This window comes from Pseudoalteromonas sp. QJM3NY_22 (assembly GCF_056173065.1).
In genome coordinates, this window is the sequence record NZ_CM149655.1 from 351,079 (window position 1) to 370,261 (window position 19,183).

Annotated in this window: 14 protein-coding genes; 8 read left to right on the forward strand and 6 right to left on the reverse strand. The window is 39.4% G+C overall.

All coding sequences use genetic code 11. The features are described 5' to 3' along the window. The first annotated feature begins 44 nt into the window (after positions 1-44). The 4 genes from AC0VZ4_RS01715 (at position 45) to AC0VZ4_RS01730 (ending at position 6,086) form a co-directional block, all read left to right on the forward strand. The gene (locus AC0VZ4_RS01715; RefSeq protein ID WP_457934194.1) at positions 45-407 is read left to right on the forward strand and encodes a hypothetical protein; all 363 of its coding nucleotides are present in this window, start codon (positions 45-47) and stop codon (positions 405-407) included. Next, complete coding sequence (locus tag AC0VZ4_RS01720; protein WP_475440728.1) at positions 404-2,737, forward strand: fatty acid cis/trans isomerase; 2,334 nt, start codon at positions 404-406, stop codon at positions 2,735-2,737. Before AC0VZ4_RS01715 ends, AC0VZ4_RS01720 begins: the two co-directional genes overlap by 4 nt. Before the next feature lie 132 nt (positions 2,738-2,869). Next, a complete protein-coding gene (locus AC0VZ4_RS01725; protein WP_475440729.1) occupies positions 2,870-4,600 on the forward strand; it encodes a response regulator in 1,731 nt (576 codons plus the stop codon). A gap of 76 nt (positions 4,601-4,676) precedes the next feature. Further along, positions 4,677-6,086: an ATP-binding cassette domain-containing protein gene (locus tag AC0VZ4_RS01730; RefSeq protein ID WP_475440730.1), complete on the forward strand. Its 1,410-nt coding sequence runs from the start codon at positions 4,677-4,679 to the stop codon at positions 6,084-6,086. Positions 6,087-6,133: 47 nt separating this feature from the next. Here AC0VZ4_RS01730 and AC0VZ4_RS01735 read toward each other — a convergent pair whose 3' ends face one another. From AC0VZ4_RS01735 to AC0VZ4_RS01760, 6 genes are all read right to left on the reverse strand, one after another. Beyond that, positions 6,134-7,012 carry a TraB/GumN family protein gene (locus AC0VZ4_RS01735; protein ID WP_033028813.1) on the reverse strand — a complete coding sequence of 293 codons (879 nt, stop codon included), beginning with the start codon at positions 7,010-7,012 and terminating at the stop codon, positions 6,134-6,136. A 50-nt stretch (positions 7,013-7,062) separates the two neighbouring features. Continuing rightward, complete coding sequence (locus AC0VZ4_RS01740) at positions 7,063-8,499, reverse strand: sensor histidine kinase (protein WP_475440731.1); 1,437 nt, start codon at positions 8,497-8,499, stop codon at positions 7,063-7,065. Then, positions 8,480-9,154, reverse strand: coding sequence for a response regulator transcription factor (locus AC0VZ4_RS01745; RefSeq protein ID WP_024591423.1), 675 nt, complete (start codon positions 9,152-9,154; stop codon positions 8,480-8,482). The genes AC0VZ4_RS01740 and AC0VZ4_RS01745 overlap by 20 nt, the downstream gene beginning before the upstream one ends. Positions 9,155-9,217: 63 nt before the next feature. Further along, entirely contained in the window at positions 9,218-11,164 is a 1,947-nt protein-coding gene (locus tag AC0VZ4_RS01750; protein ID WP_475440732.1) for an LTA synthase family protein, read from the reverse strand. Continuing rightward, positions 11,155-11,526, reverse strand: coding sequence for a diacylglycerol kinase (locus AC0VZ4_RS01755; protein WP_007377290.1), 372 nt, complete (start codon positions 11,524-11,526; stop codon positions 11,155-11,157). The genes AC0VZ4_RS01750 and AC0VZ4_RS01755 overlap by 10 nt, the downstream gene beginning before the upstream one ends. Continuing rightward, positions 11,523-13,193 (reverse strand): phosphoethanolamine transferase, encoded by a 1,671-nt coding sequence (locus tag AC0VZ4_RS01760; RefSeq protein ID WP_475440733.1) that lies wholly within the window; start codon positions 13,191-13,193, stop codon positions 11,523-11,525. Before AC0VZ4_RS01760 ends, AC0VZ4_RS01755 begins: the two co-directional genes overlap by 4 nt. A gap of 553 nt (positions 13,194-13,746) precedes the next feature. On the opposite strand from AC0VZ4_RS01760, the gene ilvG reads away from it, so the two are divergent. From ilvG to ilvA, 4 genes are all read left to right on the forward strand, one after another. Next, positions 13,747-15,396, forward strand: a complete 1,650-nt coding sequence (gene ilvG, locus AC0VZ4_RS01765; protein ID WP_002959891.1) for an acetolactate synthase 2 catalytic subunit — start codon at positions 13,747-13,749, stop codon at positions 15,394-15,396. Further along, positions 15,393-15,638: an acetolactate synthase 2 small subunit gene (gene ilvM, locus AC0VZ4_RS01770; protein WP_002959893.1), complete on the forward strand. Its 246-nt coding sequence runs from the start codon at positions 15,393-15,395 to the stop codon at positions 15,636-15,638. Before ilvG ends, ilvM begins: the two co-directional genes overlap by 4 nt. A 103-nt stretch (positions 15,639-15,741) precedes the next feature. Then, on the forward strand, positions 15,742-17,598 hold the full coding sequence (gene ilvD / locus AC0VZ4_RS01775) for a dihydroxy-acid dehydratase (RefSeq protein ID WP_475440734.1): 1,857 nt from the start codon (positions 15,742-15,744) through the stop codon (positions 17,596-17,598). A 2-nt stretch (positions 17,599-17,600) separates the two neighbouring features. Further along, positions 17,601-19,154, forward strand: a complete 1,554-nt coding sequence (gene ilvA, locus AC0VZ4_RS01780) for a threonine ammonia-lyase, biosynthetic (RefSeq protein WP_033028819.1) — start codon at positions 17,601-17,603, stop codon at positions 19,152-19,154. Positions 19,155-19,183 lie beyond the last annotated feature (29 nt).

Sequence of the window (19,183 nt, forward strand, 5' to 3'; positions counted from 1 at the left end):
TATAATACTCGCCAATTAAATCGTCAGAAAGTGCAGAGAACGCAATGGAATTTGAACAAGATAGCAATTTAACCCTCCCTTTATTTCTATTAGATGAATCATTAAGTGATAGAGATTTAGAGCAGCCTGATTTTGAAATATCAATTGGACTTGATGATGAGTTACTTGCTCAAATTTGCCAAAATCCAAGTGAAGATAGCAGTGTAGCTATTACCATTGATAGTTATGAATTACTTATTACTGCCCCTTTGTATTTAAACATATTGAGCCAAGAACATGATGCGCAAATAACATTAACGCATGGGCCTCTTTTAAGTATTGTTTTGAATACTGAAGGTCAAAAGACATTCGTTTCTCCTCAAATGGATATGATGCCCACCTTCGATTTAGGTGACGAGGACGAATGAAAAAAATAATAATAAGCATATTCGTACTAATTATTCTCAGTGGTTGTGCTTACTTAGGTAATGCACATTACGATGATTTATTTGGGCCTGAGCAAGCGCAAGAGCGTATTGTTCCGCACTCTACCTTAGCTGGCGCTGATTTTTTACAAAACGTAAAACCAGTACTCGATACCCGCTGCGTCGTTTGCCATGGTTGTTATGACGCACCTTGCCAGCTTAAGCTTTCATCTCCAGAAGGTATTGACCGAGGGCTGAGTAAAGAACTGGTTTATGATGGAACTCGATTATTAGCAACGACTCCAAGTCGCTTATTATTTGATGCAACTAATACTCAGCAATGGCGAGAAAAAAACTTTACCCCAGTACTTAATGAACGTGCGCAAACTGAAGAAGCTAATTTAGCCGGAAGTGTTTTATTTAATAGCTTGGTGTTAAAGCAAAGCCATGAACTACCAACAAATGAGGTACTAGATGATGAATTCGACTTTTCTTTAAATCGCGCTCAAACCTGCGCAACCATGGGAGAGTTTGACCGATTAGCAGATGAGCAGCCTCATGGCGGCATGCCTTATGGTTTGCCTGGTGTATCACGGGATGAATTCAATCATTTACAGCAATGGCTCAAAACGGGTGGTAAAATGTCGCATATTGCGCCGCCAAGTAAATTCGAGCAAAATAAAATAAAGGGTTGGGAAGCATTTTTAAACCAAGATAGCTTAAAGTATCAGTTATCAGCACGGTATATTTATGAGCATTGGTTTTTAGCACATATTTATTTTACTTCAGAAAACCCACAAAGCTTTTTCAAACTAGTTCGCTCAAGTACGCCTCCTGGTGAGGAAATAAAGTTAATTAACACGCGCCGCCCATACGATGACCCTAAAGTTAGCCGTGTTTATTATCGTTTTATGCAAGAGCGTACAACCATACTTTCTAAAACACATTTACCTCTTGAGCTTAATGAAGCTAAATTACTGCGTTTATATGAGCAGTTTATTGCGCCAGATTATACCGTTGCGCAAATGCCAAGTTATAAGGCTGAGTCTGCATCTAATCCATTTAAAACATTTGAAGTAATCCCTATTAATTCTAAATATCAATTTATGCTTGATGAAGCAGAGCTGATCATCATGGGGTTTATTAAAGGACCTGTGTGTCGTGGTCAAATTGCCTTGAATGTAATTAATGACCACTTTTGGGTTGCATTTGCTGATCCAGCTAAAGTGGCCACGCCAGCTGTTGGTCAAATGCTGATGCGCCACGAAGAAGCATTAGAGCTACCAGCTGCTGAGGAAAGTAACGCATTACCCATTTCTAACTGGGTAAAATATTCAGCACTAGAGCAAAAATATTTACAAGCTAAAGTCGATCTGGCTAATGATCTGTTTAAGGGGGGGGAACATCTAACAACTGATTTATTGTGGAAAGGCGACGGGCATAATAAAAATGCGGCACTGACTATTTTTCGTCATTTTGACAGTGCGACTGTTGTAAAAGGTTTTATTGGACAAGAGCCAAAAACAACGTGGGTACTTGATTATGCTTTGTTTGAGCGTATTCATTACTTACTGGTCGCTGGTTTTGATGTGTACGGTAATATAGGCCATCAATTAGTGACGCGTTTGTATATGGACTTTTTACGTTTAGAGGGAGAGCAAAACTTTTTAGCTTTATTACCTGAAAATAAACGCAATCAAATTAAAAAATACTGGTACCGAAAATCGCCGCCAAGCTTAGCTAAGTTTTTTAAAAATAATCGCGAATTTAGTCAACCTAGTGGTATTGAGTATAAAACGGATGATCCTCAACACGAGCTTTATGAGTTAATGAAAGAAGCATTAGCACCTGTGTTAAATGAGCAATATGATTATACTCAAGTTCCTAAAGATCTAAGTGTAATTAATTCTATGCCAGCAAAAGCTGTTAACTTATTACCGCAATTATCTTTTGTATTAGTTAAGCAAACTGATGGTAGCCATAAGGCGTACACGATTATCCATCATAATGCGCACTACAATATATCTAGTTTATTAAACGAAGATGGGCAGCGTGCTTATGATGAAGATACCGCAACGATTGTTCCTGGCTTTATAGGTGATTATCCAGCAGCTATTTGGTATTTAAATAACGATCAGCAAGTAAATGCTTTTGTCGAGCAATTGCCTATGATGCAAATAGAAGCTGATTATAGAACACTAAAATCTAAGTTTGGTATCCGACGGACTCATCCACAATTTTGGCAATACAGTGATATTTTGCACGACACGGCTAAAAAGTATCGTGGGATAGAATATGGAATGTTCGATTATAATCGATTAGAGAATCGCTAATATAATTTTACTACTATGGCCCAGCTTGATGCTGGGCTTTTTTATTGGGTATTAATAATTCGCTTAATTATTTTGACTGATTCTTCGTTTTAAAAAATTAGTCTACACTTATATAAAAAAATTGGTTTATACATGTTCAATATTATTAAAAGCGTGAGAACACGTTACCGATGGGCACTAATTGCAATAGCGCTATTAATAAGTGGCTCTGCTTTATTAATGCAGCATAGTTTTTCTGTTCAAAAGTTTGATGCAAAAATTATTAACATCGCTGGTAGCCAGCGTATGCTCTCACAGAAAATTGCTTGGCACAGTAATGCTATGCTTAACATCAGTAATTACTCGCCCGCTCATACTGAGTCACTCGAGAAGTCCCTTAATACATTTAAAAAGTCCCATCAAATATTATTAACTAAAAACTCTGATGACGAATACATTTACTTAAATCCAGCGTTAGTAGACTTATATTTTGGTGAAACGATTGGGTTAGATAAAGCGGTATTTGACTATATAGAACAAACAGAGCGGCTTTTGTATCAGCAAGGAGAGATAAACCACTCAGTATTTTCTATAAAGCATGTTGAAACGTTATTATCAAGGCTTGATAAGGCAGTGAGCTTATTTGAATCTCAAGCTGTTAAAAAAGTAAATTGGGTCGCCAACCTAGAGATACTATGCTGGTTATTGGCAATGACATTATTACTTATTGAGTTAAGATTTGTTTTTATACCAATGGAAAAAGAGGTTTCAGACACGCTTTTAGAGCTACAAAAACAAAAAGATTTTGTTTATCAAACAAGTCAAAATAAAGAACATTTTATTGCCAGAGCTAGTCACGAATTTAGAACACCTTTGCAGGGACTTATTATGTCTATTGAGGAGCTAGACGTTTCTGATAAACAGCAAAGCGTTAAAACCCAAGCTAACTATTGCGCGCTTAGGTTAATAGCCATATTAGATGAATTACAAGACTTGCAGGCTTTAAGTGCAGGTAAATGGGTACCGCATTTAAATGATGAAAACCTTCTAGAGTCGTGTAATAAAGTAATAATAGCTTACAAGCATGCGTGTAAGAAAAAAGGCCTAAAACTAGTTAGCTCTTTAGATGAATCGTTAAATTGTGTATGTAAATTGGATCATCAACGTTTGCAGCACACACTTACAGAATTAATTAGTAATGCAATTAAGTTTACACAAAAAGGTGAAATTACTGTTTCAGCTAAGCTTTTAAATGATGAATTTCATTTAACAGTGAGTGACACTGGCAGTGGCTTTTCGAAGAAGATTACCAGTCTTGAATTTGACTCATTTAAACAAACCAATCACTTTCAAGGGTTAAGAACAGGCCTAACCCGGGTTCAATACGTTGTAAAAGCACTGCATGGTGAAATTACTTTTACAAATAATAAAACTCATGGTGCTTTGGTGTCTTTGTATTTACCAGTGACAATAAGTAAAGCCCTCCCAACACCTCTTAAAGTAAACGACAAGCTAACGTGTTTAATCGTTGAAGATAACCCATTAAACATTATGTTATTAACCCGCATACTTAGCTTTTTAGGTTTAAGCTATGATTGCGCAGAAAATGGTAAAGTCGCGTGTGATATGGTGAGTGAAAATCAGTACGATATTGTTTTTATGGACCTAAACATGCCAGTAATGGATGGGTTTGAGGCGATTAAAAAAATACGTTCCGATCTTAATAAAGTAATGCCAATTATTGTTATAACAGCAAATACCTCACAAAATGATATAGAGCGAGTTTATGAATACGGAGCTAACCTCCATATTCATAAGCCAATAAGCCAGCAAGCAATTAAAGACGCATTAAATAGTATTAGCGTTGTTAGTGAAATAAATTAATTTTGCAGATAACAAGCTTGCTAAGCACTTTTAATATACGTTAACTTGCTGTTTTAAGGTTTATTAGGAAAAGTTAGTGCAGTCAATTACGCTTGAGCAATTTAATGGTTACTTACAAGGGCAAGGTAAAAGCCGTTACGATATATGCAACCTAGATTGGCAAGTAAACCTAGGAGAACATTGGTTACTTTTAGGTGCTAATGGAGCTGGTAAATCTGCTCTGACAGCTGCGTTAATCGGTGAGGCTAAGTGCGAAAGTGGTAAGCGTATAAGTAGTATTAATAAGCTTATGCTCGTGTCTTCAGATTCACATAAACAGTTACTAGCTCAAGAATTAGAGCATGAAAAGCACACCCTCGTTAAAGACCTTATTTTTACAGGGCATAGTAATAATGATGAATTATTAGCGCAGCTAATAGAATTATTTAAATTTAGCTCATTACTAAATAGGCATTTTAGAGACCTTTCAACGGGTGAAACTCGTAAACTCCTACTTATAAAAGCACTCAGCTCCCATAGTAAGTTAGTCGTGCTTGACGAGCCTTTTGATGGGCTCGACGTACAATCGTGCCAGCAACTTAATAAAATACTCATAGAGCTTAGCCAAACAATTACTTTTGTTTTTGTACTAAACCGCCTAGACGAAATCCCTTCATTCATTACTCATTATGGCTATGTAAACCAAGGTTGCTTGTTACATACTTTGGCAAAGCCAGACAAGGAGCAATTGAGTGATTTACTAAAACTACTTCATTTAGAACATACCTTATTGGATGTGCCATCTCCTGATACCGAGCAAGAGCAAAAGACATTCACTGGTAATACCTTAGTTAAATTGAGTAATGCTAAAGTTAGTTATAGTGACGTAAGCATATTCAAAAATCTCAATTGGACTATAAAAAAGCATCAGCATTGGCAGCTTACTGGAGCGAACGGTTCAGGTAAAACATGCCTATTAAATTTAATAACAGGTGATAACCCACAGTGTTATAACAATGACATTGAAGTGTTCGGTTTTAAACGCGGAACCGGGGAGAGTATTTGGGATATAAAACAGCATATTGGTTTTATATCTAACGCGCTACATATGGATTACCGCGTAAGTATATCGGCTTTAAATACTGTTATTTCAGGATTTTACGACAGCATAGGTTTATTTCAAAAGCCGAGCGACGCACAAATTAATATTGCTAAGCAGTGGCTGGCATTTATTGGTTTAAGTGACAAGCAAAACACCTCATTCACCCAGCTTTCGTACGGCGATCAACGTATGCTTTTAATTGTGCGAGCTATGGTAAAGCATCCAACGTTACTTATTTTAGATGAACCTTGCTTAGGCTTAGATGAGGCAAACAGGCAGCGTGTACTGCTACTAATAGAGAAAATTTGTGCTGCCAATACAAGTACTGTGATTTATGTAAATCATCATGCGGCAGACAAAATTAAAGGAATAGAGAATTACTTAAAAATGGAAGACTTTCATTAAAAGCTCACAGAAAGGTTGAGCGAGAATTCACTCAACCCATTTTTATTTTAAAGACGAGTAACGCTAAAGCCTTTATCTCGAAGCTGTTTAAGTAACCCGTGTTTTTCAGGTAAATGCAGAGCGCCTACAGCAATAAATAGCTGCTCGTTTGCTAAACGCGGTGTGAGTTGTTTAACCCAATTATTATTGCGGTTAGTTAGCATTACTTGCTCGCTAATTTCACCGTAATTACTGTCATCAAAACTCATGTTGTAGTAATCGGTTAGTGTGTCCATGTCACCGCTTTTCCATGCATTAACTAACTTGATAAAGTAAGTATTAATATCGGCTAGTTGCTCAAAGGTTTCTTCAATCATTTCATTGCTTAATAGCGCCATACCATCAAACATTTGTAGTTGTTGCTCTAGAGTTTCAAGCTCACCAATTTTTATTTTATGTTCTTTAGCGTAAGCAAGTACTTGCTTGTCTATGCCGGTTTTATCTGAATATCCTGCATTTTGAAATTCAATTTGCATCATAGTCACCATAACAGCCCAAGGCTTTAAGCCATTAAACATAGCAATATCAATCGACTTTTTAGCAAAGTAATCTTTTAGCTTGGTATAATTTTGCTTTGAAAGCTCAGTTTGTAATGTTTTACCGTCACTTAGCATCATAAATGGCATTGAACGCTGCTGCATTTCAAGTGGAGTAAGTTTGCTTATATCAACTTCAACAACCACTTCTTTGCTTGCACTAATTGCATCGGTTACATTTTTAGGTAAGCCTTTCATGCTGGTATCACCAACGTGTACAGTGCCAAATAGGTAAGAGCTGACGCCATTTTTTTCTATTTTATATAAGGCAGGAGCTGCATAACTGTTAAAGCTAAATGTTATAAGTAATGCCACAATAAAAAAGTGGCTAACACGGGTAAGAGCATTCATGGTTTGTCCTTAAAATCTCGAAGGTTAGTAGTGTAAATACTAACCTAAATTTACTTCAGAGGTAACGTTAATATAAACGTTAGCGTATTGTTTTCGGTATTACTGGCCGTAATAGTAAAGCCATTTAAGTTACATAAGCTCTGTACAATTGATAATCCTAAACCATGGCGCTGGTTATTAGTTCTAGATGAATCTAGCTGATAGAGCGGGTCAAAAATAGCAGTGAGCTGTTCACTACTTAGTGGTTTATTTACTTTGTTACTAACAGAGATGCTCATGTTTGTGCTGTTATTTACGGCAGTTAATTTAATTGGCGCCTCAGGGAGTCCATAAAATAGTCCGTTATCGATTAAGTTACATAAAATGGTATTTAAACTAAATTCGTCAACATTAAGTGTAATCTCGTCACTTATTTCGTTATTTAAACGCGTTTTAATACTTGGATGCTTAAAGGTCAGCTCATCAATAATTTGATTTACTAAGTTATTTAGAATGATATTTTGTGCATCCAATTGCATTGTACTGCTACTTGAGCGCTGCAATAATAAGAGGTTGCTAACAATCGTTTTCATACGCTGTGAAATATTAAGTACATCACTGGTATAGGTGTCGCTAATGCGTTTATCGTCAGGGTAGCGAATAGCCACCTCTGAGAGGCTTATGAGTTCAGCTATTGGGGTTTTAAGCTCGTGTGCAATGTCGCTTGTTAGGCGTTTTTCATTACTATAGAGTTGCTGATTAACGGTAATAAACTTATTTAGCTCGTTACGTATAGGTTCTATTTCTTCTACTTTAAAGTCGCTTTCTATTGTTTGCGCAACACCGGTAATATCGAGTAACTTAATTTGGTCGTTTAAATTGTGTAGAGGGTGCAGGCCTTTATTTACAATACGTGTCACTAAATAGCGCACACCAAACACACCAAGCACACAGGTTAAAATAAAGACTACATCAATAATAATCAGTACTTTATTAAGTTCGGAGGTGGGCGCTGCGATTGCAAGCGTCATGGTATTAAAAACAGCAGAGTGAGTGGGATTTCTATCATCTTTTTGGGCTACAAAGTGACTTATAAGTGCGCGGCCATCACGCCCGTTAGGAAGCTCGTAATCTATAATTTTAGATTCGTTTATCGGCATTTCTAAAAAAGGCAGGTTAGCATTTTCATAAAGCGCTAATGAGTCCGAGCGCTCAAACACATCACGGCCATGCCATAACTGGTAAAACTCCGTGGCATCGGCTGCTTCATACTCCGACATAAACTCACCAGCAAAATCAAATTCAACCACGTTGTTGTCATCTTCAACTAAGGTTTTTAAGTAGTTAGCTTTGTTAGTTAAAGACTGATTGAACTGATCTTCCACCCAAGTATCAACACTTAAATCAACGGTTAAAAATATGGTGAATAAAATAACCGAGATCACAGCGCTAATATTATTAACGAGTTTACGTTTTATTGAGTGACTTTTATTTTGTTGTTGCGACATAACCAAATCCACGTTTGTTTTTTATCGGGAGCTCGCCATCAAACTGTCTTACTTTTTTACGTATGGTTGAGATGTGTGCTTCAAGCGCATTTTTAGAGAGCATATCAAACTGACCTACCACGGCTTCACTTATAAGCTCGAGCCCTAATACTCGCTCTGGAGCGTTAAATAAGCATTCTATTATTTTGTATTCATTACGCGTGAGCTCAATGGCATGTTGCTTGTAATGAAGAGTTTTAAGTGACAGATCTAATACGCAATCACCTACGGTAAGGGTATTTTGTTGGTTTTGCAGTGAACCGCGACGAAGTAATGCAAGGACGCGAGCATGGAGTTCTTCAAACGAAAATGGCTTAGTTAAATAATCGTCAGCGCCTTTCATAAGGCCGCTAATTTTATCTTGAGGCTCACTTCGTGCCGATAAAATTAGCACACGGCTTTGGCTATTGCTGCTGCGCAGTGCTTGTAAAATACTCATGCCATCAACGCTCGGTAGCATTAAATCAAGTACGAGGAGGTCGTAGTTTCCACTCAGTGCCATACTCAACCCTTCTGAGCCATCACCTGTTTCATCTACGGTAAAACCAAGGTTGCTAAGGCCAACTTGCAAGCTGCGTCTTAGTGCTTCAGAGTCTTCAATAACGAGGATTTTCATGTTTACTCGGTTTATAAAAATAGCCTTGTTACTTTAACAAGGCTTTATTATCAAGTCACTTGGTTAATGATACCAACCATTTGTGTAGGCTAAATTACCTAAGTTCGCGTGGGCTAGGGCTTTTTTAACTAATTGCTCATCGTTTTCACATGGCACAAGCTGGTTATTGCTATACGTATAGGTGGTTGCTGGTTTTTGTGGTTGTAACACCACCACTTTATTATCGTGCATGTAGGCAAAGTTTTTGTCGTATTGCATCATTGCGCGTTGTTTGTTGTCGCTAATTGGCTTTGATAAATCATGGCCTATCATAGGGTGCTTACCACTTGCGCCAATTAAAGACAGTAGAGTCACAGGAATATCGATCTGGCTGGCTAGTTGGCTATCTCGTTTATGAGTAATACCTTTACCAAAAATAACGGCCGGAATTTTAAAGTGATCAACCGGTACTAAACTTGCCCCAGATACGCGTGAGTCGTGATCGGCAATAACTATAAACACGGTATCGTCCCAGTAGCTCGATTTTTTAGCTTTTTCGATAAAGGTGCCTAGTGCGTAATCGGCATACTTGGCAGCATTATTACGAGTTTGTTTTTGTTTATCGTACAGCGTTATTTTATCGTCAGGAAAGTCATACGGGCTATGATTAGAGCTTGAAAATATAAGGCTAAAAAAGGGTTTGTTTTGATTTTTAAGCTTAGTAAGTTCTATATTGGCTTGGTCGTACAAGTCTTCGTCTGATGCGCCCCACGAGCCATTAAAGTCTATTTTTTTAAAGTTATTTGTATCTACGATACTTTTAAAACCGTTGCCTAAAAAGAAGCTGCGCATGTTATCAAAATGGCTTTCGCCACCATAAATGAACTGCGTGTTGTAATTTTGCTTCGCTAAAAAATCAGCAATGGTAAAAAAGTCGCGTTGTGATTTATCAAGCTTAACAACCGCACGCGAAGGCGTTGGTGTAAACCCTGTAATTACCGCCTCAATTCCACGCACTGAACGTGTACCCGTGGCGTATAAATTATCAAATCCCCAGCCTTGTTTATAAAGGGCGTCTATATTAGGTGTAAGTGGTAAACCGCCAAGCGTGCCTACATAACGAGCACCTAAACTTTCTTGTAAAATAATGACTAAATTTTTGGGTTTACCTGTATTACTTGCGCCATGAAACGTTTTTGTAGGGGCGGTTACGTCACTAAATGTGCCTTGCGTATTTTGCATGTTACTACGCACAATACTAAGTAATTCATCGGTGGGCATTTTACCGTAATAGTCTTGGCTTGATTGCTCATTAGAAAGTTGCTTAACTGCAAACGCGACGCTATAAAGTGAGTTAAGGGTTAAGTCGTTAAGTAAGTGATCAGTAGAAAACGAGACCATGGCGGGGTTAAGTGGTCTGTGCCCTAATGAATTACGCGCGCCCAAAATAGTTAAGCATACTAAAACGAGCGCTAAAATTGATTGGTTTAAGCCTGTTAGTGATGACTTGCTTTGCCATTGATTGCTAAATACTTTACTTGCAAATTTACAGCTTAAAACAAGTGCTATAACAGCAATAAATACTTCTAACTTATAGCCTGAAAAAATCATTTTTGAGACTTCTTTAGGGTAAATTAAATATTCTATAAATAAGCGGTTTGGGCGTAAATCGTACTCGTTTATAAACGTAGGCGTAATCACTTCAAAAAAAACAAGTAAAGCAGACATCGTCACTAAATAAATTTTAATGAGGCCGCGTACTTTATTTTGCCAACCTACGCTTTGCATCATTAAAGTAAGTAGTAATGCGGGCATAATAATGTAGCTTAGAGTTGCTATATCAACTCTTAACCCACCTATAAATATAGACAACCACGCATGCGATCCAAATACACGCTCCCCTTGCCATACACTTAATCCAAAGCGAGCAAGTGTTAAAAAGCTAAGTGCCAAAACAGTAAATACAACAAAAATCCATACAGGGCCAAGTGCATTTTGTATTTTAGGTATAAAAGTTAGCTTTATGCCCATAACACAGCCCACCAAATAAGAGCGGCAATTAGCATAGCTATAAACACGCTTGCAGAGGCAATATCTTTAGCTAGCCCCGAAAGCTCATGGTATTCACTGCCAATTCTATCAACTACAACCTCAACTGCTGTATTTACCAGCTCAGCAAACAATACAAAAAGCAGGCTGGCTATAAGCAGTAATTTATCCTTTAGTGCAATTTCTTGTAGCCACACAAACACACCGAGTAACGAAAACAGTGCTAGCTCTTGTTGGAACGCCGCTTCAAATCGACTCATCCATTTTAAGCCGTTAAAAGAATGGCTTAAGGTAAAAATAAGGCGCATTAAGCCTTGGCGTTTTATAACGGTTTTATTACTCATAGTTTTATTTCGCTTGGTGTTGTTTGGCAGCTAGCAAGTAAATCAAGTGATGCCTGATACGTTTTGCTTTTAATGCCAATTAAATTTAAAAGGGTGTGAAAAATATTGTTGTGTGAGCGTGCAGCAGTGGTGTCTAAATTAGCCAAGCAGGTATTGGTAATGCGCTGATTATGCTCATCAGCCCACATATAAAGAGGAACATGCGTTTGTGTGCTAGGTGCAAAGCTATACGGAAAACCATGTAAATAAGCCCCACCTTCGCCAAGTGATTCGCCATGATCGGAGACATATAAAAACTGTTTATCTATGTTGTTTGGCAGTGCTTTTAATTGCTCAATTACCTGGGCGTTAACAAAGTCGCTGTACGCAATTGTGTTGTCGTAGGTATTAACTAATTCATCGAGTGAGCAGTTTTGAATGTCGCTTCTGTCGCACGTGGGCGTAAATTGCTTAAATTTTTCTGGGTAGCGTTTAAAGTAGGTTGGCCCGTGTGAGCCCATCATATGTAGGACAATAACGGTGTTAGCTTGGCTTAAATTAGCGAGTTTGCGTTTAAGTGGAGCAAGGAGTGCTTCATCAAAACAATATTTCCCATCGCAAAGCGCTGATGGGGTGGTTGGGATATCAATATTAACAACACGGGTGCATACGTTTTTACAGCCACTGTTGTTATCAACCCACAGTACGTCGCTGCCAGCTTGTTGTGCTAAGTCAACCAGGTTTTGTTGGTTGTCGGCTGCTAATCGATCAAAGTTATTTTGTGTTTGCAGTGAAAACATACACGGCACAGACACAGTCGTAGCGGTGCCACAAGACGCCACATTATTAAAATACGTTACATTATGCTTTTGTGTATAAGGGGTGGTGTTGCGCTTATAACCTTGATAAGCAAAGTTTTCTGCTCGTGCGGTTTCACCAACAACCATAACTGTTACGCTGGTGGTGTTAGGCGCAATAAGAGTGGGTGTTGCATCTATATTTTTAAATTCCATATTGGTATACAGCAGCTGATCGCGCATATATTTATAACCGCTAGAGAGATACTGAAATGGGATGAGTTCTTTTTTCAAAATGCGGTTATTGCGGCCAGTGGCTGCGTAGTCGGCGTAAAAGTTTACGACCACTAAAGCAATTAGTGAGCAGCACGCTACAATAAGTTTTATACGACTAATCGCTTCTTGGTGGGGGCGGGTAAAGTGTATTTTTACTTTGCTTAATATAAAAACAGGTAGCGCACAAAACAGCAGTAGAAAGCCTATGAGCTGCGGATTTAAATAGCTCAGCGCTTCGCTTGAATCAGTTTCGAACGTGTTTTGAATCATTGAATAGTCAAACACGACGCCGTAATTTAATGAGCCGTAAAGTACGGCACTCGAAATTATCAGTAAAAGGTAGTTAATTGGTTTTAATAACCACCGAACCGACACTATTGAAAAGAAAATTATTAAAAGGCATAACAAAAGTAGCGGGACTGAAAGTAAAAATAGCCATGAAAAAGATGCAAGAGAGGTGATGGCGCTAAACGAACCTTGAATAAAAGGAATGTTTATAACTAAACAGTAATAACAGGCAATCATCACTACAAAGGCATTTGCACTACAGTGAATGTAAAACCGCTTACTACGATTTGGCTTTTTTTGTGCTGGTGTTTGGCTTGTTACGTTCATATTTAGGCTCGTTTAAAATAACAACGCCATGCTATGCCACAACACTTAAGAGTCGCTTAAGAGAACCTACGCATTACCTGAAGGTGATGAATAATTTTATTTATAAAAATATTCTCAAAAATTAATCAAACCTTAAATAAGGGATATAAGAATAGTGAATTTCTGATATTAAAATTAGAGCATAAAAAAACCACTACTAACTTATATAGTGAATTTTAAAACCTGATAAATTGCATTTTAGTCTTTTTGTTAGATTAACTTTGGTGTTGACTTAAAGGCCCTAGCGCGGTACTAATATAAAAAGAGAGCGAAGGAATAACCTTCGCGATAATTGAACAAAATTTGGTATTAATTACATGCTTACAAACGCACTTAACCTAGTCCTGATTATTATCGTGGTGATTATTCCCGCGGGGGCTTCGTAGTGCTTTAAAAACTTAAGCATTAAAAAAGCCCTCCGCACTTAACCGTTCGGAGGGCTTTTTAGTTTTAAGGGTAAAGTTTGTAGCGTAAAAATGTAATTGGGTTGTCACTGAGGAATGAGGGTTTATTAATGACAGGCGCAGAACTAACAATCGACTTATTGGCCAAACACGGCGTAAATGAAGTATTTGGCTACCCAGGCGGAGCTATTATGCCAATTTACGATGCGCTGTATGGCGCGCCAGTCAAACACTACCTAACTCGCCATGAGCAAGGTGCAGGGTTTGCAGCTGTTGGTTATGCTCGTAGCACACGTAAATTAGGTGTGTGTTTTGCAACATCGGGCCCAGGTGCAACTAATTTAATAACTGCCCTTGCTGATGCGATGATGGACTCAGTGCCATTATTGGCGATCACCGGCCAAGTGCCTACTGCAGCTATTGGTTCAGATGCGTTTCAAGAAATAGATGTACTAGGTATGTCGCTTTCGTGTACTAAGCATAGCTACATGGTAGAACGAGCGGAAGACTTAGCAGAGATATTACAAGAAGCAATTCATTTAGCGCAAAGCGGCCGCCCTGGTCCTGTACTTGTCGATATCCCAAAAGATATTCAAATGGCTCAAGTCCCTTTTAAACCTTGGCTAGCAGCTGATGAATACTTACCAGAGTTAGATTTAAAGCAAGTTGCTATTGCTAATCAATTGTTGAGTGAGGCTAAACAGCCTGTAGCGTATGTAGGTGGTGGTGTACAAGCCGCTGATGCGCAAGACGAGCTAATGCAATTTTTAAATAAAACGCAGATGCCAGCTGTATCAACACTTAAAGCGCTGGGCAGTGTATTACCAGATTACGAACATTACTTAGGTATGTTGGGTATGCATGGTGGTCAAGCTGCTAATATCGCAGTGCAAGAATGTGATGTACTTGTATGTATAGGGGCGCGCTTTGATGACCGCGTAACTGGCAACTTGGCTAAATTTGCAGCTAAAGCTAAAGTAATCCATTTAGATATCGATGCTGCGGAAGTCGGTAAGCGAAAACCTGCTAAAGCTTCATTAATTGCTGATTTAAAAACGTCGTTACCCGCACTTGAGTGCTTTGTAACACCTAAAGCTTGGTGTGACACAAATAAAGAAATGAATATTAAACACGCGTGGCGTTACGACTACCCAGGTGAGAAGGTTTTTGCACCGTACTTATTAAACCAACTAAGCCAACGCATGCCAAAAACAGGGGTTGTGTGCTGCGATGTAGGTCAGCACCAAATGTGGGTAGCACAACACATGAAGTTTACTCATCCGAGTAATCATTTAAGCAGTGGTGGTGCAGGCACAATGGGCTTTGGTCTACCTGCGGCTATTGGCGCGCAAGTAGCACGCCCTGATGACTTTGTTATTACTGTATCGGGCGATGGTTCAATAATGATGAATATTCAAGAATTGGCCACTATTCGTCGTAACAATTTACCTGTAAAAATATTAATTTTAGATAACCAGCGTTTAGGGATGGTTCGCCAATGGCAAGAACTATTTTTTGAAGGGCGTTATTCTGAAACTAACCTGTCGGATAACCCAGACTTTGTGCAATTAGCTGCTGTATTTGGTATCCCAGGGCAAACAATTACTCACGCTAACCAAGTTGATGATGCGATAACAGCATTAGTTAATAGTAAAGGCCCGTACATAGTACATGCCTGTATTGATGATAAAGAAAATGTTTGGCCACTTGTACCACCTGGGGCTGCGAACGACGAAATGATGACGGAGAAAGCAAAATGAAACATAGCCTAACTATTGCATTAAAAAGCCAAAGTATAGCGGTAGAGCGCTTTTTACGAGTGGTGCGTCATCGTGGTTTTGACCTTACGCATTTTCAGCTCAATATGGACGATGGTTTTTATAATGTAGACATGACGGTAGATAGTGATAAACCAATTCACCTATTAACCAGCCAGTTAAATAAGCTGGTGGATGTCAAAGAAGTCACTTTACAAAATTTACAGCAACAACAGGCTGTATAATTACGAACTGAAAAACAATTTACGAGTAACTGAATCACTCGGTTACTCACCAATTTTAGAATGAGGAATGCCCGCTTATTTTGCGGCAAAAACTGAGGTAACTATGGCTAAATTAAGAAGTGCAACAACAACTGAAGGGCGTAAACGCGCAGGCGCTCGTGCATTATGGCGCGCAACAGGTATGACCGACACTGATTTTGGTAAGCCGATTATTGCCGTAGTTAACTCGTTTACACAATTTGTACCAGGGCATGTTCACCTTAATCAGTTAAGTGAACTTATGGCTGAAACCATTACACAAGCCGGTGGCGTCCCTAAAGAATTTAATACTATTGCGATTGATGATGGTATTGCAATGGGTCACGGCGGCATGCTTTATTCGCTGCCTTCGCGCGACTTAATTGCTGACTCAGTTGAGTATATGGTAAATGGTCATTGTGCTGATGCGATGATTTGTATTTCAAACTGCGACAAAATTACTCCTGGGATGATGCTTGCAGCGCTACGTTTAAACATACCGGTAATATTTGTATCGGGCGGCCCAATGGAAGCGGGTAAAACTAAACTTGCTAACATCGACATTAAACTTGATTTAGTCGATGCCATGGTTAAAGGCGCTGATGAATCGGTAAGTGATGCAGATTCAGAACAAGTTGAGCGCTCTGCATGTCCAACATGTGGTTCGTGTTCAGGCATGTTTACTGCAAACTCAATGAACTGTCTGCTAGAAGCAATAGGTTTAGCATTGCCAGGTAACGGCACGACGCTTGCTACTCATAAAGACCGTAAACAACTTTATGTTGAAGCGGGGGCTCGTATTGTTGATTTGTGCCGAGAATATTACCAAAAAGATAATCAAGATGTATTGCCACGTGCTATTGCTAACAAAACAGCCTTTATGAATGCAATGGTTGTTGATATTGCAATGGGTGGCTCGTCAAATACGGTATTACATTTACTTGCTGCAGCGCAAGAAGCGGGCGTTGATTTTGATATGTCGCACATTGATGCGCTCTCTCGTAAAACACCATTTTTATGTAAAGTCGCACCAGCAACACCTGAATATCACATTGAAGATGTGCACCGCGCAGGCGGCATGATGGCAATCGTACGTGAACTTGGCAAAGCAGGCTTAGTTGATATGTCAGTGAATCATGTTGCTGGGTCAACTATGGCTGAGCTCGTTAAAAAATGGGATGCAACAGATCCTACTAACGAAGCGGCGCGCAAATTTTACCGTGCTGGCCCTGCGGGCATTCGTACCACTAAAGCAATGAGCCAAGAGTGTCGTTGGGACGAGGGCGATAACGACCGTGTTAATGGGTGTATCCGAAGTGTCGAACACGCTTTTCGTCAAGATGGTGGCTTAGCTGTACTTTCGGGGAATTTAGCAGTTGATGGCTGTATTGTTAAAAGCGCTGGCGTTGTTGATGAAATGCTACATTTTGAAGGTACTGCAGTCGTGTACGAGTCACAAGATGATTCTGTAGAAGGTATTTTAAACGATGAAGTAAAAGCCGGTGATATCGTGGTTATTCGTTACGAAGGCCCTAGAGGCGGCCCAGGTATGCAAGAAATGCTATACCCAACTAGCTACTTAAAATCAAAAGGCCTAGCTGAAAAATGTGCACTTATTACTGATGGTCGCTTTTCGGGTGGTACTTCGGGTTTATCAATTGGTCATGTATCACCAGAGGCTGCAAGTGGTGGTGCAATTGCTTATGTTGAAAATGGCGACAAAATCATTATTGATATCGCAACCCGTGAAATTACGTTAGCGTTAAGTGATGAAGAGCTTGAAGCACGTAAACAAAAACAATTAGCACGCGAAAAACTGGCGTACAAACCAGTCGATCGTGAGCGCTATGTATCGTCTGCTTTAAAGGCTTATGCATTACTTGCAACAAGTGCTGATAAAGGCGCAGTGCGTGACTTAGCTAAATTGGAGGCGCTTAGTTAATTATGGTCTCTCAAGAGCTCGATTATTTTCGCGCTATTATTCAAGCAAACATGGAGCCTTTGGCTAAAGTTACCGAGGTCAGCGAAATGGCTGAGCTTGGTGCTAAATTAGGTAACCATGTTTGGTTAAAGCGTGAAGACCAACAGCCCGTGTATTCATTTAAATTACGCGGTGCGTATAACAAATTAAATAAATTACCTAAAGGCTCAGTAGTGATTACTGCTTCTGCGGGTAATCATGCTCAAGGGGTTGCACTAAGTGCTTCTCACTTAGGGCATCAAGCTACAATTGTAATGCCAGTAACAACGCCTGAAATAAAAGTCAGCGCAGTGCGTGCACTTGGCGGTGAAGTTGTGCTACATGGGCATCATTTTGATGCAGCAAAAGCATATGCGCTTGAGCTTACAGAGCAACGCAATGGTATATTTGTCCCACCATTTGATGATCCGGATGTCATTGTTGGTCAAGGCACTGTAGCACGCGAGCTAATGCAGCAATTAAACGAGCTCGATGCGGTGTTTATTCCTGTTGGCGGCGGCGGTTTACTTGCTGGGATGGCGGTTTATATTAAATCGCTGCGTCCAGATATAAAAGTAATTGGTGTAGAGGCCGACGAAAGTGCGTGTTTACAAGCAGCACTTGAAGCCGGCAAGCCAGTAGAGCTTGATCGCGTTGGCAGTTTTGCCGATGGCGTAGCGGTTAAAATTATTGGCACTGAAACATTTCGCTTAGCGCAAAAGTTTTGTGATGAAGTTATAACCGTTACCAGCGACGAAATATGTGCTGCCATGCAGGATATTTTTGTATCTACCCGTGCAATTGCAGAGCCTTCAGGTGCACTTGCAACGGCAGGGCTTAAAAAGTGGAGCCAACAGTCAGGGTTAAAAGGGTTACATTTAGCGGCTGTGCTTTCGGGTGCTAATTTAAACTTTGATCGCCTGCGTTATGTTGCAGAGCGCACTGCGCTGGGTGAAAAAAACGAAGCGTTATTAGCGGTTACTATTAAAGAAGAAAAAGGCAGTTTTAAACAGTTTTGTGCTTCTTTAGGTGGCCGTGCTATTACTGAGTTTAACTACCGTTATGCAGGACCTGGTGAAGCACAAATATTTGTAGGTATTGCCCTGCGCCAAGGCGAGCAAGAGCTTAATGAGCTAAAGCAAGACTTAACAAATAATGATTACCAATTTTGCGACCTGTCGGATAACGAACTCGCTAAATTACATGTGCGCTATATGGTTGGCGGAAAAGCACCAGAGCAATTACATGAGCGCTTACTTCGCTTTGAATTTCCAGAGTATCCAGGTGCGCTTGCACGCTTTTTAGATACTTTAGGTAGTAATTGGAACATTACCTTATTTCATTATCGTAATCACGGTGGTTCTATGGGGAATGTACTGGCAGGTTTTGCTATTGAGCCAAGTCAGTATGAGATGTTTAACGAGCACTTAAACCGCTTAGGTTACAGTGTACAAGATGAAACACAAAATCCGTGCTTTAGCCAATTTTTAACATCAAAGCCGCAAGCAGAAAAAGCCGAAAAACTCGCCTCAGTATAGTCCTTCTTTAAAGGCAGGCACCTAACTAG

Coding starts and splice junctions, on each gene's coding strand:
- AC0VZ4_RS01715 (WP_457934194.1), top strand. CDS start 45: ATGGAATTTGAACAAGATAGCAATTTAACCCTCCCTTTATTTCTATTA.
- AC0VZ4_RS01720 (WP_475440728.1), top strand. CDS start 404: ATGAAAAAAATAATAATAAGCATATTCGTACTAATTATTCTCAGTGGT.
- AC0VZ4_RS01725 (WP_475440729.1), top strand. CDS start 2,870: ATGTTCAATATTATTAAAAGCGTGAGAACACGTTACCGATGGGCACTA.
- AC0VZ4_RS01735 (WP_033028813.1), bottom strand. CDS start 7,012: ATGAATGCTCTTACCCGTGTTAGCCACTTTTTTATTGTGGCATTACTT.
- AC0VZ4_RS01740 (WP_475440731.1), bottom strand. CDS start 8,499: ATGTCGCAACAACAAAATAAAAGTCACTCAATAAAACGTAAACTCGTT.
- AC0VZ4_RS01745 (WP_024591423.1), bottom strand. CDS start 9,154: ATGAAAATCCTCGTTATTGAAGACTCTGAAGCACTAAGACGCAGCTTG.
- AC0VZ4_RS01750 (WP_475440732.1), bottom strand. CDS start 11,164: ATGGGCATAAAGCTAACTTTTATACCTAAAATACAAAATGCACTTGGC.
- AC0VZ4_RS01755 (WP_007377290.1), bottom strand. CDS start 11,526: ATGAGTAATAAAACCGTTATAAAACGCCAAGGCTTAATGCGCCTTATT.
- AC0VZ4_RS01760 (WP_475440733.1), bottom strand. CDS start 13,193: ATGAACGTAACAAGCCAAACACCAGCACAAAAAAAGCCAAATCGTAGT.
- ilvG (WP_002959891.1), top strand. CDS start 13,747: ATGACAGGCGCAGAACTAACAATCGACTTATTGGCCAAACACGGCGTA.
- ilvM (WP_002959893.1), top strand. CDS start 15,393: ATGAAACATAGCCTAACTATTGCATTAAAAAGCCAAAGTATAGCGGTA.
- ilvD (WP_475440734.1), top strand. CDS start 15,742: ATGGCTAAATTAAGAAGTGCAACAACAACTGAAGGGCGTAAACGCGCA.
- ilvA (WP_033028819.1), top strand. CDS start 17,601: ATGGTCTCTCAAGAGCTCGATTATTTTCGCGCTATTATTCAAGCAAAC.